We start from the raw sequence: 22,193 nt of genomic DNA on the forward strand, positions 1-22,193 counted from the left end.
GCGGACAGAAACGTTTCGCAAGAACATTAATTTGAAAGATACATGAAAAATAAGAAGAACCTCGTAATAATTGAATCGCCGGCAAAAGCCAGAAGTCTGAAGAGCTATCTTGGTGAAGGCTATGAAATAATCGCGTCCTATGGTCATGTGAGGGATCTGCCCAGGAATTACATTGGTGTTGACGAGAAGAAGAACTTCAAACCCACATACACCATCCTTCCGGATAAAAGAAAAATAGTCGCTCAGTTGAAAATGAAAGCTTCAGGAATTTCCAGAATTTACCTTGCCGCTGATCCAGACAGAGAAGGTGAAGCTATATGCTGGCATCTTTCACAGATTCTTGAGGAAGACGGCAGAGTATTCAAAAGACTCAGGTTCAACGCGATAACAAAAGATACTGTACTCAAGGCTCTGAAGAATCCAAGTGTTATCGACATGCAGCTTGTTGATGCTCAACAGGCAAGACGAGTTATGGACAGGCTTGTAGGGTATAAAATATCATCCTACCTCCAGAAGATCATCGGAAGAGGGAAAAGCGCAGGGAGAGTTCAGACAGTTGTTCTGAGAATCATACAGCAGCGGGAAGACGAAATCACCAGCTTTGTTCCTGTTGAGCACTGGCTTATAGAGGCAGAATTCCATCAGAATGATAATACTATCAAAGCTATGCTTTTCACCGTGGATGGGAAAAGGGTCGATAAACCAGGGAAAGCTCCCCGCTCATCCGATGAGGCTTTAGCTGTTCTCAACAGGATCACGGATCATGCAGGTGATTGGATCCTCTCCGGAATAAAGAAAAAGATTCGATCTGTAAAACCTCCTCCTCCGTTTATAACAAGTACGCTTCAGCAGTCAGCTTCTACCAGGCTTTCCTATTCACCCTCGAAAACTATGACAATCGCGCAGCAATTGTATGAAGGAATCGCTCTTGAACATAAGGAACGAAGCGGCCTGATCACATATATGAGAACGGATTCAGTTCGAATCAGTCCGGAGAGCATAAAGGAATGCAGGGAGTACATATCCCGAGAATATGGCAGCAACACGCTGTCGGAATCTCCCAACAGGTATCGAAGCTCGAAAGGATCACAGGACGCTCACGAAGCAATAAGACCTGTCAGTATGAAACTAACTCCTTCAACCATATCCACAGTTCTTACATCGCCTCAGCTTGCTCTTTACACACTCATATGGAATCGTTTCCTTGGTACACAGATGAAGGCTGCCGAGATAGAGAAGACCACATTTACCGTAACAGGAGCTGATCTGGAATTCAAATGTACTGGAGATCATCTTTTGCTGCGGGGGTACTCCGTAATTGATTCGGCATTCATTCGAATTGAGAAAGAACTTCCAGAAATGAAAAAGGGGAGCATCAATTTTAAATCGGCAACCAGGGAACAGAAATTTACTTCACCACCACCACGATTTTCTGAAGCCAGACTTGTGGCTGAGATGAAAAAACAGGGAATTGGCAGGCCATCAACATATGTGAGCACCATAAAGACACTGAAAAACAGGAAATATGTTGAAAAGGATGGGGGAGTACTAAAACCTACAGAACTCGGAACTACCACGGAGAGATTACTTATCAGGATGTTTCCGCATATTTTTGAAATCGGTTTTACTGCATCCATGGAGAATCTTCTGGACTCTATCGCAAATGGCGATGAATCTTACGTTGATGTTCTTAATAAAATGAATCTTCCTCTGGTATCCTCACTTGAGAAAGCGATGGCAACAGTTTCCGATGTAAGAAGCGATCTGCAGGAAGCTACAGAGGAGGTTTGTCCTGAGTGCGGTTCTCCACTAATTGTGCGGTGGGGGAAGTACGGCAAATTCAAAGCCTGTACGGCATTTCCAAAATGCAAATTCTCAAAACCGGTAAAGGAAAATTCTGCTGTGATATTTGAGGGCCGATCCTGCTCTGTCTGTGGCGGGAAACTGCTTCTGAATACCGGAAGGTACGGCAGATATCTGAGGTGTGAGAAATATCCTGATTGTGATCATTCGGAGCCTGTTCCCATAGGAGTATCCTGTCCGAAACAAGACTGCGGGGGAGAACTGGTTGAAAAAAGGTCCCGAACAGGGAGAGTATTTTTCTCGTGCAGCAGATATCCTGAATGCAAGTATGCGATATGGAACAAACCTCTTAATAGGATCTGTCCGAGGTGTGGCTTCCCAATACTGGAAGAGAGAAAGAAAGGTATCTGGTGTCCCAACTGCAAAAAGAGAATATCGAATTGATAGAGCAGTTCTGTCAGGATCTTCTCCATGGAAGAAAGTTTTCTGAACATACGATAAGAGCATATAGAGCCGATATGTGCCGCTATTACAAATGGTGCAGCTCAGACGATATTATTGAAAGTTTCAATACACTGAATCTTCGAAGTTATCTTCGTCATGAAGCCGGTCGTGATCTTGATTCAAAGACTCTTGTAAGAGAGGTGTCATCTCTCCGTACATTCGGTGGTTGGCTTCAGGAAACAGATAGAATATCCGGCAATCCGGCAAAATTGCTTACCATGCCAAGGGTATCAGGAAAACTTCCCGGATTTCTCAGCATTTCAGAAGTAATTCAGATTATAAACAGCTACGATGAAAGCACTGCTCTCGGCAAGCGAAACAGGGCGATAGTCGAACTACTTTACGGAGCTGGTCTCCGGGCTTCTGAAACGGTTACACTGAAGACAGGCGATATGGATCTGGAGCAGAAGCAGGTCAGGGTGGTTGGAAAGGGAAACAGGGAAAGAATTGTCCCTGTACCCGGATTAACCTGCATTTCCCTTGAATCCTGGCTGTCAGCAAGAAGTGAGCTTATTAGTAATTATAATCCCGATCCGGGTACTTTCTTTGTCAGCATTCGAGGCAGAAAGCTTGACCCGAGAGATATCCGCCGTATTGTTGCAGTCGGAGTCAGAAGTGCTGCGAGGGCGGCAGGAGCAACACCACATACGTTTCGTCACAGCTTCGCAACCCACCTGCTCGATAACGGGGCAGACCTGAGAGCTGTGCAGGAGATGCTTGGGCATGCCAGTCTCTCAACAACGCAGGTTTATACTCATCTGACAAGGGAAAGACTGAAAGAAGCATATAGAAAAGCACATCCCAGGGGGGAAGAGTGAGAAAAATAACAGAGGATAGTAAAAGAATCAGGACTGACAGAATCATTGCGATTCTTGTGGGTCTCGCAGCCGGAGCTGTTTATCTGATTACCCTTGCGCCAAGTGTCAGTTTCTGGGACAGTGGAGAATACCTGACCTGCAGCTGGACAGCAGGAGTTCCTCATCCTCCAGGTGTTCCGTTATTTGTTCTTCTTGGAAGATTCAGCACGATTCTGTTTTCTTTTATACCTGCTGTAGCTCCAAGAGTTAATCTGCTCTGTGCGCTCTCCGGTGCCTTTGCAATTGGAATACTCGCGCGGCTGGTGCAGCGCTGGGGTCACAGGATGAATTTCGACAGGATATGGTACAGACCAATGTCGGTGCTCTCAGGATTGATCGCTGCATTCAGCTATTCCATCTGGAGAAACAGTAACGCAACGGAAACATATGCAACTGCTCTTCTTATGACTTTCATCATACTCCTGCTGTTCGATTGCTGGATTGACAGGTATGCTGAAAAGAACGGAAAAAAATTCAAACCGGACAGCGGTGGCTGGGGAGAGGCAAGGTACCTTTTACTCATCTCATATCTTCTTATCCTCGCAGTAGCGAATCATGGAAGCGTTCCGCTTATAGCCGGTCCTCCAATCCTGATGATGTACCTGATTTACGCATTTCGGAAACGAAGCATTATCTGGAAGAAATCCTGGTTTATTCTCACAATGCTGGGTCTTGTTGTTCTGGCTTTCAGCGTGCATCTCTACATGCCTCTCAGGGCTGTACAGAATCCTGAAATCAATGAGACGGATTCAACGAACTGGACTAACTTTTCAAAGGCTTTCAGCAGAGAACAGTACGGAACCACATCAATATTTGAAAGAAAAGGGCCATTTCTGGATCAGATGAAGCTTTATCTCAAGTACCTGTCCTGGCAGTCCGGACGTGTTGATCATGGATGGGCTCGTCTTCTTGGCGGAAAGGCAGGTTTCGCTGTATCCATGCTGATGAAGATAATCCTTGTCTTCGGAACAATATATGGAATATTCGTTATTGGAATGAAGCGGCCGAAGCTTCTGATGTACCTCGGATTACTGTTCCTGATGTCTTCGGTTCTTTTCATCTTCTTCATATTGAATTTTAAAACAGGTACTGAGGGTACAACTCTTGGGGAAGTTCGCGAGCGGGATTATTTCTTCGGAGCTTCATTTGCGTTTTTCGCGATATTTTCAGGAATCGGACTTGTATCGATACTTAAAGATTTCCTTCCGGAAAGATCAAAACTGGCATGGATTGCTTTACTGATACCGGTTGCATCTCTGGCAGCTAATATGCACAGGTGCGACAGGTCCGAATCTTTCTTCGCGCGGGATTATGGTATCAACCTTCTTGAGAGCTGTCCTGAAAACGCTGTTCTTATAACAAACGGGGATAATGATACATTCCCGCTCTGGTTTGCTCAGGGAGTCCTGGGTACAAGACGAGATGTCATTGTAAGTAATTTAAGTCTGATGAACACGAATTGGTACGTTAATCAGTTAATAGATCGGGATTCTCTTCTTCTTGATTATAGAAATAAGGGTCTTGTTGATTCTCTCAGGCCGGTATTTATCTGGGGTCCTCACTACTTTCATGTGAATGCTGAACTGCAGCCCGAGTACTCACCCGTTGATGGTGATATACTGAGATCATCCTTCAATCAGGCTTGGCCGTGGGCTATTACGGATGACAGATTGGCCATAGCCATGCCGACCGAACCTTCGGCGAATCAGGGGGCACTTTCAATGCAGGATCTTGTACTGCTTGAGATGATACGCAGAAAACCTATACATGGCAGAGAAATCTATTTCGCAGGCACAGTCGCGAGGGACAGCAGACAATTCCTTGAAAATTATCAGGAGATGGAAGGAATCGCCTATCGTGTGACTGAATCCCAGGTAATCAATGCCGTTAACTCCCATCGAGGATGGCAGCTGATGAATGACTATCAGTTCACGGGAGTATATGATACTGGCGTTTATAAATGTGATCAGACAGTGCAGTTGCTTCGGAATTATTTATTAGCCTATCACCAGCTGGCATATCACTATCTTTCAATTGGAGAACCTGACAGTGTTAAGATGACTCTTGATGAAGCAGAAAGGCTTTTCATAACTCTGCCTGACGAATGGGCTGAGATACTTCCAACGAGGGCTGTAATCGTAGCGAAGCTGATTGACGGATTATATGGGCCAGCTGCGGCGAGAGATACACTGATAGCCCTTTCAAATGAGATTCGCGATGAAGGTGAGAGACTCGGAAGACCTGATCTTACTGATTTTGGTAAATATCTCTCGAATCTTGCGACAGGTCTTGATGGTTCTCTTGGTTATCAACAGAAAATCGAGTATGACAATCTTTTTGAAGTGCTGGATGATGGTTCCATTCCTTTCGCCTGGCTGAAAGTGGAAATGTCTCTGATGTTTTCCGACTACATCGGGGCATACCGTATTCTGGATAACTTGCCCCTGCAATCCGATACATTGTCCCTGCAGCTGACTGATCTGGCACACGCGACACTGGAAAGAATAGCGGAAACAACACCGATGAATTCAAGGTTGAATCCGGTCGAGAGCGGATTATTCATAATATTCGAATATATAGATATATCCAGCTCCACTGAATTCCGGCTTATATCAGATACTTCTCCCGGTGATATTATTGAAAGCATGATTGCACTTGCTTCAAGAGGACAGTTGATGTCATCGGTATCATCAGGTCTTGTACTTGCGAACCATATGGATGACCCTGCCCGGGCATCGATAATCCAGGCATTCGCGGAAAGAATAATAGAGGACGGAGTTATTCCGTCTATTGAGTGGTCTGAATGGTATCTTACCGAGAGTAACAGAGTGTCACCTGAGGCTGTCGCATGGATGGCTGCCAAAGCCGGACAACCAGAAATGATGTATGCTTCTCTATCAAGAAGTGAGAATGTATCTGAGGCTCTTCTTGATGAAATTCTCAGGTCTCCCGCTTCATATGCCGCGTCAATTCCCGACCCCGGGCGTGGTTCAGGACGATATTCATGGGTCAACATTCTTGCAGGGGGTTCCTTATAATGGATATTCATGCCACAACGGTAATAGGAATTGTCCGTAACGGGAAAGCAGCCATGGCTGCTGATGGTCAGGTAACCCTGGGTGAGACAATTGTAAAAAGCACGGCGCGTAAAATTCGGAAATTATATTCGGGAACTGTACTTGTAGGATTCTCCGGTACTGGAGCGGATGCTTTTGCGCTTGTTGAGAGACTTGAGGAAAAACTTGAAGCGGCAAGAGGCAATCTGCCTCGTGCAGCGGTAGATCTCGCAAGGGAATGGAGAACTGATAAGTATCTGAGGCAGCTTCAGGCTCTGATTGCTGCTGTGGACAGAGAACACGCTCTTATAATTGGTGGTTCAGGTGAAATCGTTGAAGCAGAAGATGGCATTGTTTCAGTAGGTTCCGGTCAGGCGTACGCACTGGCAGCGGCCAGAGCGCTTGACAGGCATACGCAGATGGGACCGTCCAAAATGGCTCTTGAAAGCATTTCTGTTGCTTCAGGAATCTGTATCTACACCGGTGGTGACATACAGGTAGAGGAGCTTTCCTGATGGACAGTATACTTACACCTGCTGAAACCGTTCAATGGCTTGACCGGTATGTAATAGGTCAGGGAAATGCTAAAAGAGCAGTTGCGATTGCACTTCGTAACCGATTCAGAAGACGGAATACTCCCGAAGCCGTAAGATCCGAAATATATCCAAGCAATCTGATAATGATGGGTCCTACTGGAATCGGAAAGACTGAGATAGCACGAAAAATAGCTGATCTTACCGGAGCTCCATTCGTGAAAGTTGAAGCAACGAAATACACTGAAACAGGTTATGTCGGACGTGATGTAGAATCAATGGTAAGATCTCTGGTTCGCAAGGGAGTGAATATCGCGGCGGAGAATGCCCGAAGGAATCGAGAAGAGGAAGTAAAAGAGAATGTCACCGCGAAACTTATCGAAAGCCTTCAGAAAACAGGCTACAGTTCAAGAACGAGCAGCGAACTCAGGAGTATGCTTGAAAAAGGTATTCTGGAGGATACCGAGATTGAACTGATACTCGCTGAGAATACACCTCATATGGAAATATTCCCTATAATGCCTGGCGCTGGTTTTGATAATCCAGCAGGTGAGAACCTCAAGAACCTCATGAATAAAATGATCGGCACAAGAAGAAGACGCAATAAATTACCGATATCCAAGGCTCGTCCTAGACTGCAGGAGGATGAGATGAGAAGGCTTCTTGAGGGAAGCGGTCATATCGAGCAGGGACTTGAACTGGCACAGGAAGAGGGAATCATCTTCATTGATGAGATAGATAAAATTATAGGTTTCAATGAGAGTAAAGGACCTGATGTCTCAAGAATGGGAGTTCAGCGGGATCTTCTTCCCGTAGTTGAAGGATGCACTGTTCAGACAAGGTGGGGACCTGTTAAGACAGATCATATACTTTTCATAGCAGCCGGAGCATTTCACGGATCCAGTCCTTCGGATCTGATTCCTGAGCTGCAGGGTCGATTTCCCATGAGGGTTACACTTGACCCCCTTTCTGAGGAAGATCTTCTCAGAATTCTGATCGAACCGGAGAATTCTCTCTTAAGTCAGTACACCGCGCTACTTGAAGCGGATGGAGTATCACTTCAATTGAATAGAAAAGCAGCCGCAGTAGTTGCGAAAACAGCAAATTATCTGAACGAGGAAACGGAAGATATTGGAGCCAGAAGATTAAGACCTGTATTGAGTTATCTTCTTGATGAGCAATTGTTCGGAGCACCTGATCTCGTTCAGGGGAAAGTAAGGATTACCGTTAAGACTGCATCTTCCATTCTTGCAGACCTTGCTGATCGAAGAGAAGATGGTAATTATATACTCTAACTTAAAAATGGAAAGGCTGATATTCTAAAATGCATCGATCAGTCAATGAAGTTGCATACAAAATCGTATACTATGGACCGGGACTATCGGGGAAAACTACTAATCTGAGAAGAATCCGTGATATTATTACTCCCGAGCATAGAGGGCGTCTGGTTACATTATGCACACGCGGGGAACGAACAGTCTTTTTTGATTTCCTTCCGATCAATTTTGCGACCATCGGAAAGGATCGTATAAGGCTTCATCTATATTCAGTTCCAGGTCAGGCCTACTACTCACTAAGCAGGCGAGTAATACTCGACGGAGTTGATGGTGTTGTTTTTGTAGCTGACAGTCAGACTGAACGACTGGATGCGAACCTTGACAGTATTGAAGATCTGGAAAGTAATCTTGAATCATATGGTATGGATCTGGAACAATTGCCCACCATATTACAGTTCAATAAACGTGATCTTCCATCTATTGCTCCCCTTGATGAACTTGAGAAACAGTTGAACAGACATACCTGGGCAACAGTTGAATCAGTTGCAATTGGCGGATCAGGACCGGTAGAAACGCTAAAACTCATGTCTGCTGTTATAGCCAGACATCATGTGGATCAGCTCTCCTGAACCTGAGCAATCTTTATTCAGCCAGCAGATATTATCAGATGTTTTCAGAATACTCAATGAAATACAGCTGAGAAATGTCAATTAGAAAATATTTGATTCCTGCGTCAGTAATTGTACTTGCTGTCACCGGCGGGCTGCTTTTCAGAAGCTGGTTTTCAGACAGCATAATGCCTCCTCCTTCAAGAATGCAGGGTGAGACTACACAATCGTACAGATATGCGATGATGATCTCGGAAGGGCGGGGGATACCTGCTAAAGATACGCTTGTTATGCATCCTGAAGGAATGTCAACATCAGAGAACTCCATTTTCGAGGAATATTTAGCCGGAGGGCTTCATAGAATTACAGGTGGTGATTTCAATAGTTTTCTCCGTTTATTCTGTCTGCTGTTTCCCCTACTGACAATCCCTGCATTATACTTCTGGCTCCGTGCATGTAACTATACTATCCCGTATGCACTTGCGGGTTCCTCACTTTACGCTTTTCTCCTGCCGGCTCTACTAAGAGCAAGGGGTGAATCATTCTACAGAGAAACAATAGCGCTTCCTTTGATAATTATCTTAGGATGTCTTACCGAAAGAGCGCTTTCAAAGAAGAATCTGGACTATTGGAAAGCATGTGCTGCTTATATAGCTCCGGGAGTAATTCTGTTTCTTGCTCTTGCCGCATGGAAAGTTACTGCGGCAGTATCCTTTTTTCTGCTTCTTTACGTTCTATGGAAAGAATGCAATACGGGGCAGGTTCCGCGAAAACTACGGATATCGCTTGCACTTGCGCAGATCTCAGCTGCAGTTCTTCTCACTCACATGAGGCACGACGCCGCATGGATAAGTCCCGCCACCGTAATGGCTCTTTTTCTCATAGTGCCCTCATCAGGAAAGAAATGGCTGTTCTGGACAGCTTCAGCTCTTGCTCTGACATCTGCTATGGTGGGTTCCGGTTCAACGGGACATGTCGGAGCGGTAATAATGGCAAAACTCCGGTTCTGTTTTGCTCATCCATCAGATCCATCCTTACTTTCAGCCGACGCGAGACTGTTCTGGGTTTCCGGCTATACATCGCCATCTCCTGCTCAGTTCCTTTTCCTGTTCGGGATTCCTGTCATAGCGGCAATACCGGGAATACGTTCATTTTTCAGGACAAAAAGAAATACGCTGCTTTTCTGGTTTCTACCATTATCGCTTGCCGGATACCTTTTCTTTGACCGTCTTCATATCCTGCTCGCTGTTGCACTGATCCCGGTCATTACAGAATCACTTAAAAAAACATGGGCGATCATACCGGTTGTTGTACTGATTATCACTCATTCGATTTTCCCTGGAAGTATAGCTGAAGCGATCTCATTCACCGGTCTTGAATTCAGAAATACCGCATCACTTCTGAACGATACTGAAGTGGACGACATGATATTATGGATTGACAGAGAATCAGAGCTGAATGAAGCATTTCTCAGTTTCTGGCATATTTCGGGTCTGATATCAGCCTATGCGGAACATCCTGTTGTAACTCATACATTCTTCGAAAGTGAAGATAACAGAAATACAATAATCAGATTTGCTGAATTAATATTCCAGCCTGAAGACAGTCTTCTCAGCTTCATGAAAGAGAAAGAATGTGATCTCGTAGTTTATCAGGCGGATTTCCTCTTTGATAGGAGTTACTCAGGATTGTGTTATCTGGCTGGATTGACTGATATTCCCCCGGATGCGGTTGCACTCGAAATGCATTACAATCCTTCCTCACTTGATTCGTTTTCACTTGTCTTTCAGGGTCCCTCTCTTCGGATATTCAGAGTGGGAAATATTGAGGATATCTCCCGCAGAGATTTTCTGTTTGAGGAGCGCTATTCTCACTGCTGCGATAATTATGATAGTGTGAGAGCGTTTCTGGCAGACCCGCGATCGGCGTCCGGTTATCTTGCCGATACGGGTCTCGAGAGAAATGATCCTGATATGCTTTCAGCTGCTCTTCTACTTGGAGTATCGGGTGGAGGACCGCAGGATGTGACACATATGATGTTAAATGATCTGATTCAAATGTATATTCAGGGTGATTACAACCTTGATTATCTTGCTGAGGATATTGAGACATTCATGTACTGGTGCGGTTCAATATCGGAGTTAAGACTGCTTCTGGCAAGATTCTATGCTTCAAGCGCCAGATATTCAGATGCAATACATGAGTATGGTTTGCTTCTGGAGGAAGATCCTGGAAATGTTGAAGCCGCGAAGGAGATGCAAATGCTTCTGAACGGGGTTCGTTCATGAAACTTGAATTCATGAAGATGAGTGGCGCGGGAAATGATTTCATTATGTTCAATAACATGGATTCATCCCTTGATAGTATTCTGAGTACTGATTTTATTCGAACTGTATGTCAAAGAGGGCTATCTGCAGGAGCAGACGGTCTGATTGAAATGAAAGCCGATACGGAGTATCCATTCAGAATGAAGTACTACAACAGCGATGGAAGTCCGGCTGGAATGTGCGGGAACGGGGGAAGGTGTGTAGCGGTGTATGCAGCTCTGCAGGGCATCGTCACGGACAGCAGTGCATTTTCATTCAGAAGTGATGCTGGAATTCATAAGGCGGAAATAACAGGTTCAGACACTGCAAGAATCTGGATGACGAACCCGGATATACACTTTCTCAATAAACCATTTGAACTTCCGTCTGCGAAAAATATATTGATATCCTTCCTGGACACCGGTGTTCCGCAGGTTGTGGTGTTCACAGATAAAGATAATTTCGATGGTTTTAATGAACAGGCGCCTTTACTTAGAAGGAATGAGATATTCGGTGCTGCCGGAGCTAATGTAAATTATGTTTCCATTCTAGGTGACTCAAGAATCATGATAAGGACCTGGGAGAGGGGTGTAGAAGGAGAAACCCTCGCATGTGGAACAGGAGCTGTCGCTTCAGCTATTTGCATGAATCTGCTTTATAATCAGAAAACACCTGTTCAGGTTCAGGTGAAGAGTGGACGGATTCTCACAGTTGGAAAGAGCGGAGACGGCTGGTGGCTTGAAGGTGAGGCAAGACCTGTCTATTCCGCGGTTCTTCTGAATCTTTAAGCGTAAGAATAACGGAGGTAATTTGAATATCTATTCACTTCGTCGTTTCAGAGCGGGTATAACTCAGTTGGTAGAGTGTCAGCTTCCCAAGCTGAATGTCGCGGGTTCAATCCCCGTTACCCGCTCCAGTATTATTCTGGTAATTGTCCTGTTTGCTGTTTCAACATCATTTGCTTCATTTCAGGATCAGCGGAACCTCTGGCTGGATGCATCCGGATTCAATATCCAGTCTGAGGAGAGTACGAACTGGAATCAGTATTCCGAGAGAATGCTTAAGTCTCAGCTGAAAAACGGCAATAGAAAAGCTTTTATTCCTCTGATCTGTCTTCTTGTCAACAGTGGAAGAATTGCTGAAGCAGAAATCTGGATGGAAGGAAGGGGGTGTATTATTCCTGTAACCAGAAGAGATTTAGGAATTGCTCTTTCATGGTACGGTCGATTCCAACTATACACTGCCATCTCAAATGAACTGGATATTCCACCTGATCTTCAGAATGATGATCACGGATCTACTATTGCTGCTGTACTGTCACAGGGCTGGATGCATACATCACCTGACGGGAAATTTCATCCTGATGCGTTTATCAGTCCCGCAGATCTTGAGCTTATATCAGATATCTTTTTCTCATCCTCTTTTTCCTGGGACGAGAACTGGATAGGTATGAATGCGCTTGACAGTCTGTTTAATTCAGGAAATGCTGAAGGTGGTTACAGATAATCAGTGATTTGAAACCCAGGAACCAGTGGAAATATCCTGTTATGATAAAACATGAAATTCAGCGGATAACCAGTGATATCTCAAAGAGGCTTCCCGTTGTACCTGCCTTGATAACATGGATTCGTCTGCTTGGTGTTCCGGCAATCCTGCTGGTTATCTATCATTCTCATAACATGAAACTGCTTTTCTGGATAATACTTGTCTGCAGCATATCTGATTATCTCGACGGCTGGGTAGCAAGGAGGTTGAAACAGACCTCATATCCAGGCAAGGTGATGGATTTTATCGCTGACAAGTTATTTCTCTCAATAGCTCTCTTTTCACTCTCTATTTCTCTTGGAGCTATCGATACTGTAAGCGCCAGCATTCTTGCGGGTTATCATCTCCTGATGCTGCTGGTTCTTTCAGTGATATCCTGGAGCATTCTCGTTCCTGTTGTCACTATAACAACAGGAGAACGTCTGGCGGTTCTTTTCAGTTATATTCTCCTTATCGTTGCCTCTGGCAAAATGGCTTTCCCCGATAAACATATATTTATGTCGCTGCACTGGCCGTTGACTGTAATAGCTCTTCTCTCAGCTTTAGCAGGTCTACTGAGTTATGTGCGGCTTCTTAAGAGACTGCTTTCACGGATTCTGGAGTAGACCAATGTTGATTCAATTCGTTTTTTCAATGGCTCTTCTGATTGCATCCGGATCCAACATGGAGATAAATGGCGATTTCGTTGAAGCGGGAGCCGCTTATCAGGAAGAAAACGATTCAAGTGGAGAAGTGCGGATATTGAGCAGGTTTCTTGAGGAGGCTCTTTATTCGGGTCAGAACAGGCATGCTTATAATCTTATTCTGATTCTTGAACTGTATCCTATTGATCCCGGATACTTTGAATATTGGTACGCCAGATTAGCATGGAGCTGCGGTATTTCGGAATTCGCATGCCGTCGCCTTGATTCCCTTAATGCTGATCAATGGCTCAAGACAAGGGCTGCTGGACTCGCATCACAGTTCAGGGGAAATGCGGAACTGGCTGTACAGTATTACAGGGAATCCTGGACATCAGCGAGGACATCAAGGGAGCGCTATTATTCCGCACTTGATCTTAGTTTTGCCCTGTTGCAGACAGGAGACTATTCAGAAGCTGAAATGATTGCTTCATTTCTTGCTGAGAATTTTCCCGGAGAGGGGATACCTCTTATCGCTCTGGGACTCATTCATTATGAACAGAATCGATTCGGACCCGCTATGACCGTTCTGCAATCCGTATTCACTGGAGAAACCTATACCGCAACTGCAAGAACATTTGCCGGAATGTTACTGGAGGATCTGGAATGAGTGATTTGTCAAGTATCTTCAGGCGTATTCTGAAGAAATCGTTCCCAGGGAGCTATAATAAAAGGAATGTGATTCATTTCCCGAAAAGCATTCTGCACCCATCCCGGATAGTGATTTACAGCGGACCTGCCACTTCAGATATATGGCCGGCCATGTACCTGACAGATATGCTTCAGAATGCTTATCCGAAAACCAATACTTCAATAATCTGCAATCTGGACGATGGCGAACTCTTGAACATGCTTCAGTGGAAACCACAGATCTACTTCTATGAAAAGCATCCGAGTATCCCTAGTCTTCTTGATGATGAGAATCTCGAAGATGATATTTTATTTTTCTATCCCTACACGACAATTGATAATAACACGGGAAAACTTCTGATGAGTTCAGGAGCCGGTATCAGGATTGCGCCGCTGGAAACTGATTCACCCTATATCAATCTTAGAATAAGAACTGAATCCACAGATTATCCGACTGTACTTCATCAGATATGCAGTGCGCTGGGAATCAACTCGCAAACAACCTGGAAACCGGTTATTCAGCAGCAGGTTATGGAACATGCGGAGAATCTGACGGCTCCTGTATCCGGACGCCATCTGCCATATATAGTCACCTCTTCAACAGCGCTCTCAATTCTGGAAAAGCACAGAGCAGAGATTCCACTCAGAACCGTTTCACTTTCAGGCAAATCAATCGATTTCGAAAACCTGGAAAGAGAAACAAGAGCAGCGATGATAGCCGATTCGGAAGCGGTCGCAACCGATTCAGAAGATTTATGGTGTGACGCCTGTGCTCTTGGTATACCTGTAGTCGCACTGGATACATCTGGTACTTTTATCAAATGGAGTAATAATTCCACGGTTTCGAATGAGAGTGAGTTTATTGAAGCCTGGTCCCAGCTGCTCAGAAAAGGCTGGTGAAAGATTTGTCTCTGGTTGTCAGGATTCCAAACTGGCTCGGAGACATTGTTATGGCGCTTCCGGCGCTGTCTTCGCTGGTGAATAAATATCCGGACACGACCTTCTGGAGCCGACCGGGAAACTCAGGATTGCTTCCGGTATTCTTTGGTACACGGGATATTCACGTTGAGAACAGGCTCCCTCGAATGAAATTCGACAGTCTTCTTCTGATGACGGATTCCTTCAGAACAGCTCTTCAGGGATATCTATCCGGAATATCTCAGAGAACAGGTTACTCAACAGACATGAGGAGACTTCTTCTTACGCATGCCATAAAGCCTCCTGATGACCGTAATCATCATCATTCTCTTGATTACATCGGACTATCTGATGCTATGGGTGCTCATCTCAAAGCTGATATTCCGGCTCCAAGAACAGAACCTGCGTATGAATCTCATGTTGCTTTCTTCGCAGGAGCAAAATACGGCAGCGCGAAAAGATGGCCGGGTTTTGCTGAACTTGCGTTGATGCTTCATAAAGAAACAGGACTGCCATCGGTGTTTTACGGTACTCCGGAAGAGGAATGTTTACTCAACGAGATAGCATCAAAGATACCGATGTCCTCTGCGTTAACAGATCTGGATATTGAAACTCTGGTCTCATATCTCCTTTCCGCGAGAATCGCGATAGGAAACGATTCCGGAGGAGTTCACCTCTCTGCGGCGGTTGGAACACCTACAGTTACGATATTTGGCTCTACATCGCCGATATGGACAGCTCCTCTTGGCAGAAATACAGAGGTAATGGCTTCAGAAAGATCCTGTTCTCCATGCTTCAAGCGTAAATGTCCTCATGGTAGACCACTCTGTCTTGATGATATATCTCCGGAGGAAGTCTTGAGTGCATGCGTTCGATTACTTAAGAGCGGAGACAACTGATATGTCAAAAGTATTGCTTGTAGACTGCTACAATATTCTCTATAGAGGACACTTCGCGATGCACAGAAATCCTCTCAGGGCACCGGATGGAACGAATACAAGCGGTCTTTATCATCTTGTCAGTGAAATACTGGATATGACAGAAAACCGTTCAGCGGATATTACGGTTGCAGTATTCGATTACCCTGCACCAAGTTTCAGAAAGAAAATATATCCTGAATACAAATCCAACCGCCCTCCAATGCCTGAGGAGCTTATACTCCAGTCGAACCTTGCACGTAAGCTGATACCGGCTCTGGGTATTCCACTATTAGAGGAGGAGGGGCTGGAGGCTGATGACATCATAGCATCCCTGACAGCGCAGGCGCTGAAGCGGGGCGATACCGTTGAAATACTCTCCACTGACAAGGATCTACTTCAACTTCTCGCAGATGGGGCAAAAATGCTCAGACCCGGTAGATCCGGGACTCCCATATCCATAATACAAAGGGAGGATGTAGAAAATGTAATTGGTGTCTCTCGCGATAAGGTTGTTGATTATCTTTCTCTAACAGGTGATTCTTCGGATAATATTCCAGGGGCGAAAGGAATAGGTCCGAAATCAGCTCAAAAGCTTCTCAGGCAATTCGGCAGTGTTGATGACATATACGAAAATATCGATGATGTACTACCGGAATCTGTGCGAAACAAGCTCCAGAAAAGCATAGAATCGGTGTATCTCAGCCGAAAACTGATTTCTCTCCAACCCGCGAAGGACATAAACGCTTCAATTGACGATCTTTCAATGAATCGTCCTGATGAAAGTGTGGCAGTCGAGATCCTGACAAAACTCGGCATGAACAGTATTCTCAGAAAATTGCATATACAGCCGGCTGGAGATCTTTTCGGCGTGCAGATTTCAAATAATCCCTGTTCCTGGTGTACAACACACATCATTAATTCGGTTGAAGAACTTGAAAGATTTGATTTTGATAATTCACATAGCTCTCTTTTAGCACTGGATACAGAATCGACATCAGTACGGCCATTTGACGCCGATATCGTTGGAATATCCTTTGCTTCATCAAAAGATACCGCTGTCTATATTCCTCTGGCTGGTCCTGATTCTCTCCCTGTTCCAGATATTGTCCGGATACTGAAAAACAGGCTTGAGGGAAAGAGCATAGCAGCACAGAACGGCAAGTACGACATCCACATACTTGATTCCATAGGACTTGATATAAAGAAGATAAAGAGTGATCCCATGATTGCGGACTACCTTATTATGCCCGAAAGGCAGTCTCATTCACTATCGGAATTATCGTATATCTGGTTGAACAAACCTATGATGAATTACAGCACAGTACTCGGCAATGCTGAAACACTTGCCGATGTCGATACAGGAAAAGTTGCTGAATACTGCGGCTGTGATTCCGCGACGGCATTTCAGCTTGCCGGAATACTCATGGATGAACTTGAAAAGGATCCGCAACTGCTCAAATTATATGACACACTGGAGCTGCCTCTGGTAACAGTGCTGGCGAGAATGGAAAAGCGCGGCGTTGCAATCGATCTGGAATCGCTGAATGAACTCAGGGACGAGTTCTCAACAAGAATCAGAATACTGGAAAACAACGCTTCAGAAATAGTTGGTTACCCGATGAATCTGAGCAGTCCGGCACAGGTATCAGCGGTTCTGTTTGATACTCTTGGACTTCCTCCTGTGAAAAAGACCAGGAAAGGAGCAAACTCTTCCAGCATAGATGTTCTGGAAAAACTCAGGGGTAAACATGAATTCGTTGAAACAGTTATTGAGCATAGAGAACTCTCTAAATTGCTGAATACCTATATAGGAAAACTTCCTCTTTTTATCTCAGACAGGGATGGGCTTGTACATACCAGCTTCAGTCAGACAGTTACTGCTACAGGGCGTCTCAGTTCCAGCAATCCGAACCTGCAGAATATTCCTGTCAGGACAAGTCAAGGCAGAAAAGTCAGAAAATGCTTCATACCCGGAATAGAAGGGAATTACTTCATAACAGCCGATTATTCACAGATCGAGCTGCGTGTTCTTGCACATCTTGCAGGTCCTGGAAATCTCAGGGATGCTTACAGCAAGAATCTGGACATTCACAGTTCCACAGCGCTGGCGCTGTTTGGAGATGACTCCCCTGAACACAGAAGAAAAGCTAAAGAAGTTAATTTCTCAATTCTGTACGGTATAAGCCCATGGGGCCTGAGTAACAGATTGAACATAAGCAGGGGAGAGGCTTCCGGAATAATAAACAGGTATCTTGCCACTTATCCTGAACTTGAATTCTTCTTCAAAAAATGTATTGCAGATGCTGAAGCAACAGGCGAAACAAGAACTATTCTCGGAAGAAAGAGGAACTTCAAGGAATTTGTATCCGCAAAGGGTTCTGCTCGCAATACAATGGAGCGCATGGTAGTCAACACAATTGTACAGGGGTCAGCTGCTGACATAATAAAAATTGCAATGCTTCGGGTGGATGAAAGATTGAAGGACATTCCTTATGCAGGTCTTGTTCTTCAGGTTCACGATGAACTCGTGGCTACTGCTCCGGAAGACAGGGTAGAGGAAATAACCGCTGTTATCAGGAAAGAAATGGAATCCGCGTATCTGCTTGAAGTTCCTCTGATCGTTGAAACGGGGAAAGGCAGAAACTGGCTCGAAGCCGGCCACTAATTAAAAAGTGACAGGCACTATTTAATTGGTACCCAGTGGTGACTGCTTTTCGAACTGCAGTACCGATCCTCATATGAATCTTATCTCAAACGGCATAGCCTTGTCGTCTCACAGATCTCACCAGACTGTATCCTGCATATGTACAACCCGGAAGCAACGTGTTCGCCATTCTGGCTCCTGCCATCCCAGACACAGGAGTGCTGTCCGGCTCCAAGCTCAGATTCAACCAGGGAGCAGATAATCCTGCCGGAAAGGTCATATACTTGAATTGAAGTGTATCCCGGCTCAGAAAGCTCAAATGAGATGGATGCGGAGGAGTAGAAGGGATTCGGGCTTGTACATAGTCTAAGTCTTATAGTGGGCTCTGGTCCTATCCCTGTACCTGTAACGGTAAAGCTGATGGTATCAGCGGCAAAGGCGACGCTACCATCGAAGGCTGTCACGATCAGTTCGTTGGAGCCTACTTCTGCGAAGAGATCATCCCGGTATGTGTACTTCAGACCGGTTCCGAAGGCATACAGGTTCCAGTCCATGCCGGCAATGTAAACAACTCCGTCTGTGATGGCCGGGCTGGAGAAGATAAAATCAGAGCCGGTTGCGAAGGACCATATTTCTTCCCCGGTGTCACAATCCAAAGCATTAACTTTCGCAGTCTCCGGCCAATTCAGGATATCTCCATAGAAAACTATGCCATCAGCAATGCCGGAAGAGCCATGTTGATGACCTGGTACGGACCAGATTGTGCTTCCGTTGGATGCATCAAGACAGTGATAGGTATCAACCTGATCCGCGAAATAAAGTCTGCCGTCATGGTATGCAGGAGTTGCTGCTATGTACATACTTGGAGAAATATCTATTTCCCATATAGTAATCCCTGTTATTGCGTCAATTGCCCGTGTTTTACCGTCCTCTCCACTTATATAGATCGTACTGTCCACAACAACCGGAGATGAGTCCCAGTAGCCCTGATAACTATCGGTATTCTCCCACATGATCGAGCCAGTATTGGCATCCAAGGCATACAAAGGGGTTTCATTATTGTTATAACATGTGGGGATAAACAACATATCGTTCCAGACCGTCATGCAGCTCGCCATACCTCCAGAAAGTGCAGCACACCATGTTTCCGCGCCTGTTTCTGCATCAAAGCAATAGGCAAAGGATTCCTCATAGTTATAGTCTTCATTACGCCCAGCATACACATTGCCGTCAACCACTGCAGGTGTGCTTCCACCGTGATCAGCAGCACTGGTAGCCCAGATCCTCTCACCGGTCAATGCATCCAGGCACCACAGTGAGTCGCTGGCAGTGTACAGGTAGCCGTCCTTAACTGTAACAGCATCATCAGTCATACCAGTGTGGTATTTCCATATCAGTTCGCCAGTAGCAGCATCCAGGGCATACAGGGAATCAGTACCCATGTTGGAAGGATAGTACACAATTCCATCCACGATCACCGGTGTTGGGAACTCGTGGACATCTCCAGTTACAGGCGCAGTCCAGAGTATTGTGTTGTCCGTCGGGGCTGGTGACTCTGAAAAACCAGTGTGTAGATCATTAGCCATGTAGGTGTACCAGTCTGTGTTGAGCCTGGGTATCAGTACAACAGGCTGTCCGTTGAGTGAGTAGTGGACCGAGTCTGCTTTCTCGTTTTCGTTCTCTACAATAGCCCTGACGGTAAGCCAGTCCCCATTGTAGGTTTCACCATCCACTGGCTCTGTGATTGTAAGATTAGTGGCGGAAATTAAAATTGCTGCTGCAAGGATAGTTTCAATCATCAACAGTCTTTCATTCACTGGCACTACAGTGAATTAATGAGTACGAATTCTTCAATAATGATGTGTACGATTTGATGATATCAATGATCATCAATGGTGTCAATAATACAGGCTTGGGGACGGAGGAAGCACCTCCGTCCCGACGTGGTACCCCTGACGGGATTCGAACCAATGCTTATGGCTCCGGAATTGGAATTCTTTCGAGTAAGCTTCGTTTGTCACTTTTATTAGTGGGTGGCACTGTTTTGGCACCCCGTGGTGGACAAATCTCGAACTCGGTTATCTATATGACCACATGATCCTGAAATTCTATTTAAATCTAGGAAACAATTCCTCCTTGAATTATCCATGCAATATCATATTGTTAAATAGGAAAGGTGGTATTCATGAACGTTCTTCTCATAATTTCTACCTTGATCTTCACTATTCCAGCGGCGTCCCAATTGGCACCAACAGCGTAAAACAATTATGCTTAGTTGGAGGTTTGATATAATGTTTTATCTTCTATTTATTCTGACAACAGTTATCCATTCAACAATCTATTTTGTTCCAGATGATTACCCAACTATCCAGCAGGCCATAGAAGAATCGGTGGATGGTGATTCTATCCTGGTCCTTCCAGGAGAATATTCGGGATTTAACTACCAGGGGAAGAACATTCATATTGAGAGTACCGCCGGCCCGGATTCAACTGTGATAAACACTTCGATATATATAGTAAGTAATGAAGGCAGGGAAGCTGTCCTGAAAGGATTTCAGATCAGCACCTTCGTCGACATGGACACATATGCCCTTGTAATAAATGGTGCCAGCCCGTCGATTCTGGAGAATGTATTCAAGGATTATTACTGGGACATTAGTGGCGCGATGAATCAGTTGAAGAGAGGCATGATAGTTTCCCTGAACGAATCCAGCGCGCTTATCCAGGGCAACATCTTTACCAATAATTACTTTTACTGGGACTCGTATCCGGATTCACCCCGGGCGGGCGATATGTGGAGCAGCAAGTTCCTGGGCATGTGCGTTTACATAGGAAATCAGGGGAGTTCGAACTGTGCAGAGCTGCGCAATAATATTTTCAATGACAACACTGCTGTAACATACGGTGTCTATATGTTAGGCCTGTGCGTTTACACCAACGGCAGTACAATACTCGAGAACAACCTCTTTTTCAACAATGGCTTCCTCCATGGTCTTTTTGGAAGCTTCTGGTACTGTCGTGGAAACGCCCTGTGTGCTGATGGCGGTGCTGAAGTGACTGTCCGTAATTGTACATTTCATCATAACTACAATTACGAGGATTCGGGCTACATGACAGCTCTTGCGGCTATGGGAGGAGCTCAGCTGAATATATCCAGCAGTATAATCTGGGCAAACGATATATACGATAGCCCCATTATACAGTACAGTGACGTGGAAGGCGGCTGGCCGGGCACGGGTAACATTGACGAAGACCCGTGTTACTTTTCCGGTCCCCCAGATTATTACCTTAGTCCGAGTTCGCCCTGCGTTGACGCCGGTGACACTGACCCTACCTTCAACGATTCGGAGGACCCTGATAATCCAGGTTATGCCCTCTGGCCCTCACTGGGTGGTCTCAGGAATGACATGGGTACCTACGGTGGACCTGGAGCCATCTACTGGAGCAATCCGGGAACCGGCATAGACCGGCAACCGTCCGGTGATCAGTCTACTGATCCATTCCTACTAAGCGTTTGTCCGAACCCGTGTTTCCGTTCCCCTGTCATTACCTTTGAACTGCTCGACTCTTCCATCGTCAAAATCTTGGTGTTCGATGTGACTGGCCGTATGATATACCAGGAGGTGAACTACTATTCATCAGGCAGAAATCATATGTATCCCGGCAATATGCGACCGGGTATTTACTATGCTAGAATAACCACGGGAGAATTCACAATCTCTCGATCATTCGTGGTACTGGAGTAGACGGATTAACATTAGAGCACAATAGTCATAGAGACTCGAAGAACTGATTTGCTGATCCTGTTTTATTCAACCTAAAAATTTGTATTATTTAACACTTGTAGAACGATTCATAAAAACCTATGCGTATTCTACACATCAAAGTCAAAGTTTTTCCAGCGATGAATAA

16 protein-coding genes and 1 tRNA gene are annotated in these 22,193 nt (G+C 45.2%); 16 read left to right on the forward strand and 1 reads right to left on the reverse strand.

Features of this window, described 5'->3' with window-relative positions:
- Nucleotides 1-42 precede the first annotated feature (42 nt).
- The 15 genes from topA to polA all read left to right on the forward strand — a co-directional run bounded on the left by topA (nucleotide 43) and on the right by polA (nucleotide 18,302).
- Nucleotides 43-2,247: a type I DNA topoisomerase gene (topA, locus tag K8R76_07340; GenBank protein MCD4847987.1), complete on the forward strand. Its 2,205-nt coding sequence runs from the start codon at nucleotides 43-45 to the stop codon at nucleotides 2,245-2,247.
- Nucleotides 2,214-3,125, forward strand: coding sequence for a tyrosine-type recombinase/integrase (locus K8R76_07345; protein ID MCD4847988.1), 912 nt, complete (start codon nucleotides 2,214-2,216; stop codon nucleotides 3,123-3,125). The genes topA and K8R76_07345 overlap by 34 nt, the downstream gene beginning before the upstream one ends.
- Nucleotides 3,122-6,202: a DUF2723 domain-containing protein gene (locus K8R76_07350; protein ID MCD4847989.1), complete on the forward strand. Its 3,081-nt coding sequence runs from the start codon at nucleotides 3,122-3,124 to the stop codon at nucleotides 6,200-6,202. The genes K8R76_07345 and K8R76_07350 overlap by 4 nt, the downstream gene beginning before the upstream one ends.
- Entirely contained in the window at nucleotides 6,202-6,735 is a 534-nt protein-coding gene (hslV, locus tag K8R76_07355) for an ATP-dependent protease subunit HslV (GenBank protein ID MCD4847990.1), read from the forward strand. The genes K8R76_07350 and hslV overlap by 1 nt, the downstream gene beginning before the upstream one ends.
- On the forward strand, nucleotides 6,735-8,048 hold the full coding sequence (gene hslU / locus K8R76_07360) for an ATP-dependent protease ATPase subunit HslU (GenBank protein ID MCD4847991.1): 1,314 nt from the start codon (nucleotides 6,735-6,737) through the stop codon (nucleotides 8,046-8,048). Before hslV ends, hslU begins: the two co-directional genes overlap by 1 nt.
- A gap of 29 nt (nucleotides 8,049-8,077) precedes the next feature.
- Nucleotides 8,078-8,659 carry a gliding-motility protein MglA gene (locus tag K8R76_07365; protein ID MCD4847992.1) on the forward strand — a complete coding sequence of 194 codons (582 nt, stop codon included), beginning with the start codon at nucleotides 8,078-8,080 and terminating at the stop codon, nucleotides 8,657-8,659.
- A 74-nt stretch (nucleotides 8,660-8,733) separates the two neighbouring features.
- Complete coding sequence (locus K8R76_07370; protein ID MCD4847993.1) at nucleotides 8,734-10,926, forward strand: hypothetical protein; 2,193 nt, start codon at nucleotides 8,734-8,736, stop codon at nucleotides 10,924-10,926.
- Complete coding sequence (gene dapF, locus K8R76_07375; protein MCD4847994.1) at nucleotides 10,923-11,732, forward strand: diaminopimelate epimerase; 810 nt, start codon at nucleotides 10,923-10,925, stop codon at nucleotides 11,730-11,732. Before K8R76_07370 ends, dapF begins: the two co-directional genes overlap by 4 nt.
- Before the next feature lie 52 nt (nucleotides 11,733-11,784).
- Nucleotides 11,785-11,860: transfer RNA gene (locus K8R76_07380), tRNA-Gly, on the forward strand.
- A gap of 140 nt (nucleotides 11,861-12,000) precedes the next feature.
- Nucleotides 12,001-12,450 (forward strand): hypothetical protein, encoded by a 450-nt coding sequence (locus K8R76_07385; protein MCD4847995.1) that lies wholly within the window; start codon nucleotides 12,001-12,003, stop codon nucleotides 12,448-12,450.
- Nucleotides 12,451-12,491: 41 nt separating this feature from the next.
- On the forward strand, nucleotides 12,492-13,094 hold the full coding sequence (locus tag K8R76_07390) for a CDP-alcohol phosphatidyltransferase family protein (protein MCD4847996.1): 603 nt from the start codon (nucleotides 12,492-12,494) through the stop codon (nucleotides 13,092-13,094).
- 4 nt (nucleotides 13,095-13,098) lie between these two features.
- Complete coding sequence (locus K8R76_07395) at nucleotides 13,099-13,779, forward strand: hypothetical protein (protein ID MCD4847997.1); 681 nt, start codon at nucleotides 13,099-13,101, stop codon at nucleotides 13,777-13,779.
- Nucleotides 13,776-14,699 (forward strand): hypothetical protein, encoded by a 924-nt coding sequence (locus K8R76_07400; GenBank protein MCD4847998.1) that lies wholly within the window; start codon nucleotides 13,776-13,778, stop codon nucleotides 14,697-14,699. Before K8R76_07395 ends, K8R76_07400 begins: the two co-directional genes overlap by 4 nt.
- Nucleotides 14,696-15,616, forward strand: coding sequence for a glycosyltransferase family 9 protein (locus tag K8R76_07405; GenBank protein MCD4847999.1), 921 nt, complete (start codon nucleotides 14,696-14,698; stop codon nucleotides 15,614-15,616). Before K8R76_07400 ends, K8R76_07405 begins: the two co-directional genes overlap by 4 nt.
- Before the next feature lies 1 nt (nucleotide 15,617).
- On the forward strand, nucleotides 15,618-18,302 hold the full coding sequence (polA, locus tag K8R76_07410; GenBank protein MCD4848000.1) for a DNA polymerase I: 2,685 nt from the start codon (nucleotides 15,618-15,620) through the stop codon (nucleotides 18,300-18,302).
- Nucleotides 18,303-18,382: 80 nt separating this feature from the next.
- On the opposite strand, the gene K8R76_07415 is transcribed toward polA, so the two are convergent.
- Nucleotides 18,383-20,080 (reverse strand): PQQ-binding-like beta-propeller repeat protein, encoded by a 1,698-nt coding sequence (locus K8R76_07415; protein ID MCD4848001.1) that lies wholly within the window; start codon nucleotides 20,078-20,080, stop codon nucleotides 18,383-18,385.
- A 492-nt stretch (nucleotides 20,081-20,572) separates the two neighbouring features.
- Between K8R76_07415 and K8R76_07420 the strand changes: the two genes are divergently transcribed.
- Nucleotides 20,573-22,027 (forward strand): T9SS type A sorting domain-containing protein, encoded by a 1,455-nt coding sequence (locus K8R76_07420; protein MCD4848002.1) that lies wholly within the window; start codon nucleotides 20,573-20,575, stop codon nucleotides 22,025-22,027.
- Nucleotides 22,028-22,193 lie beyond the last annotated feature (166 nt).

The sequence above is a fragment of the Candidatus Aegiribacteria sp. genome (genome assembly GCA_021108435.1).
Taxonomy (GTDB): Bacteria; Fermentibacterota; Fermentibacteria; order Fermentibacterales; family JCC-6; genus Aegiribacteria.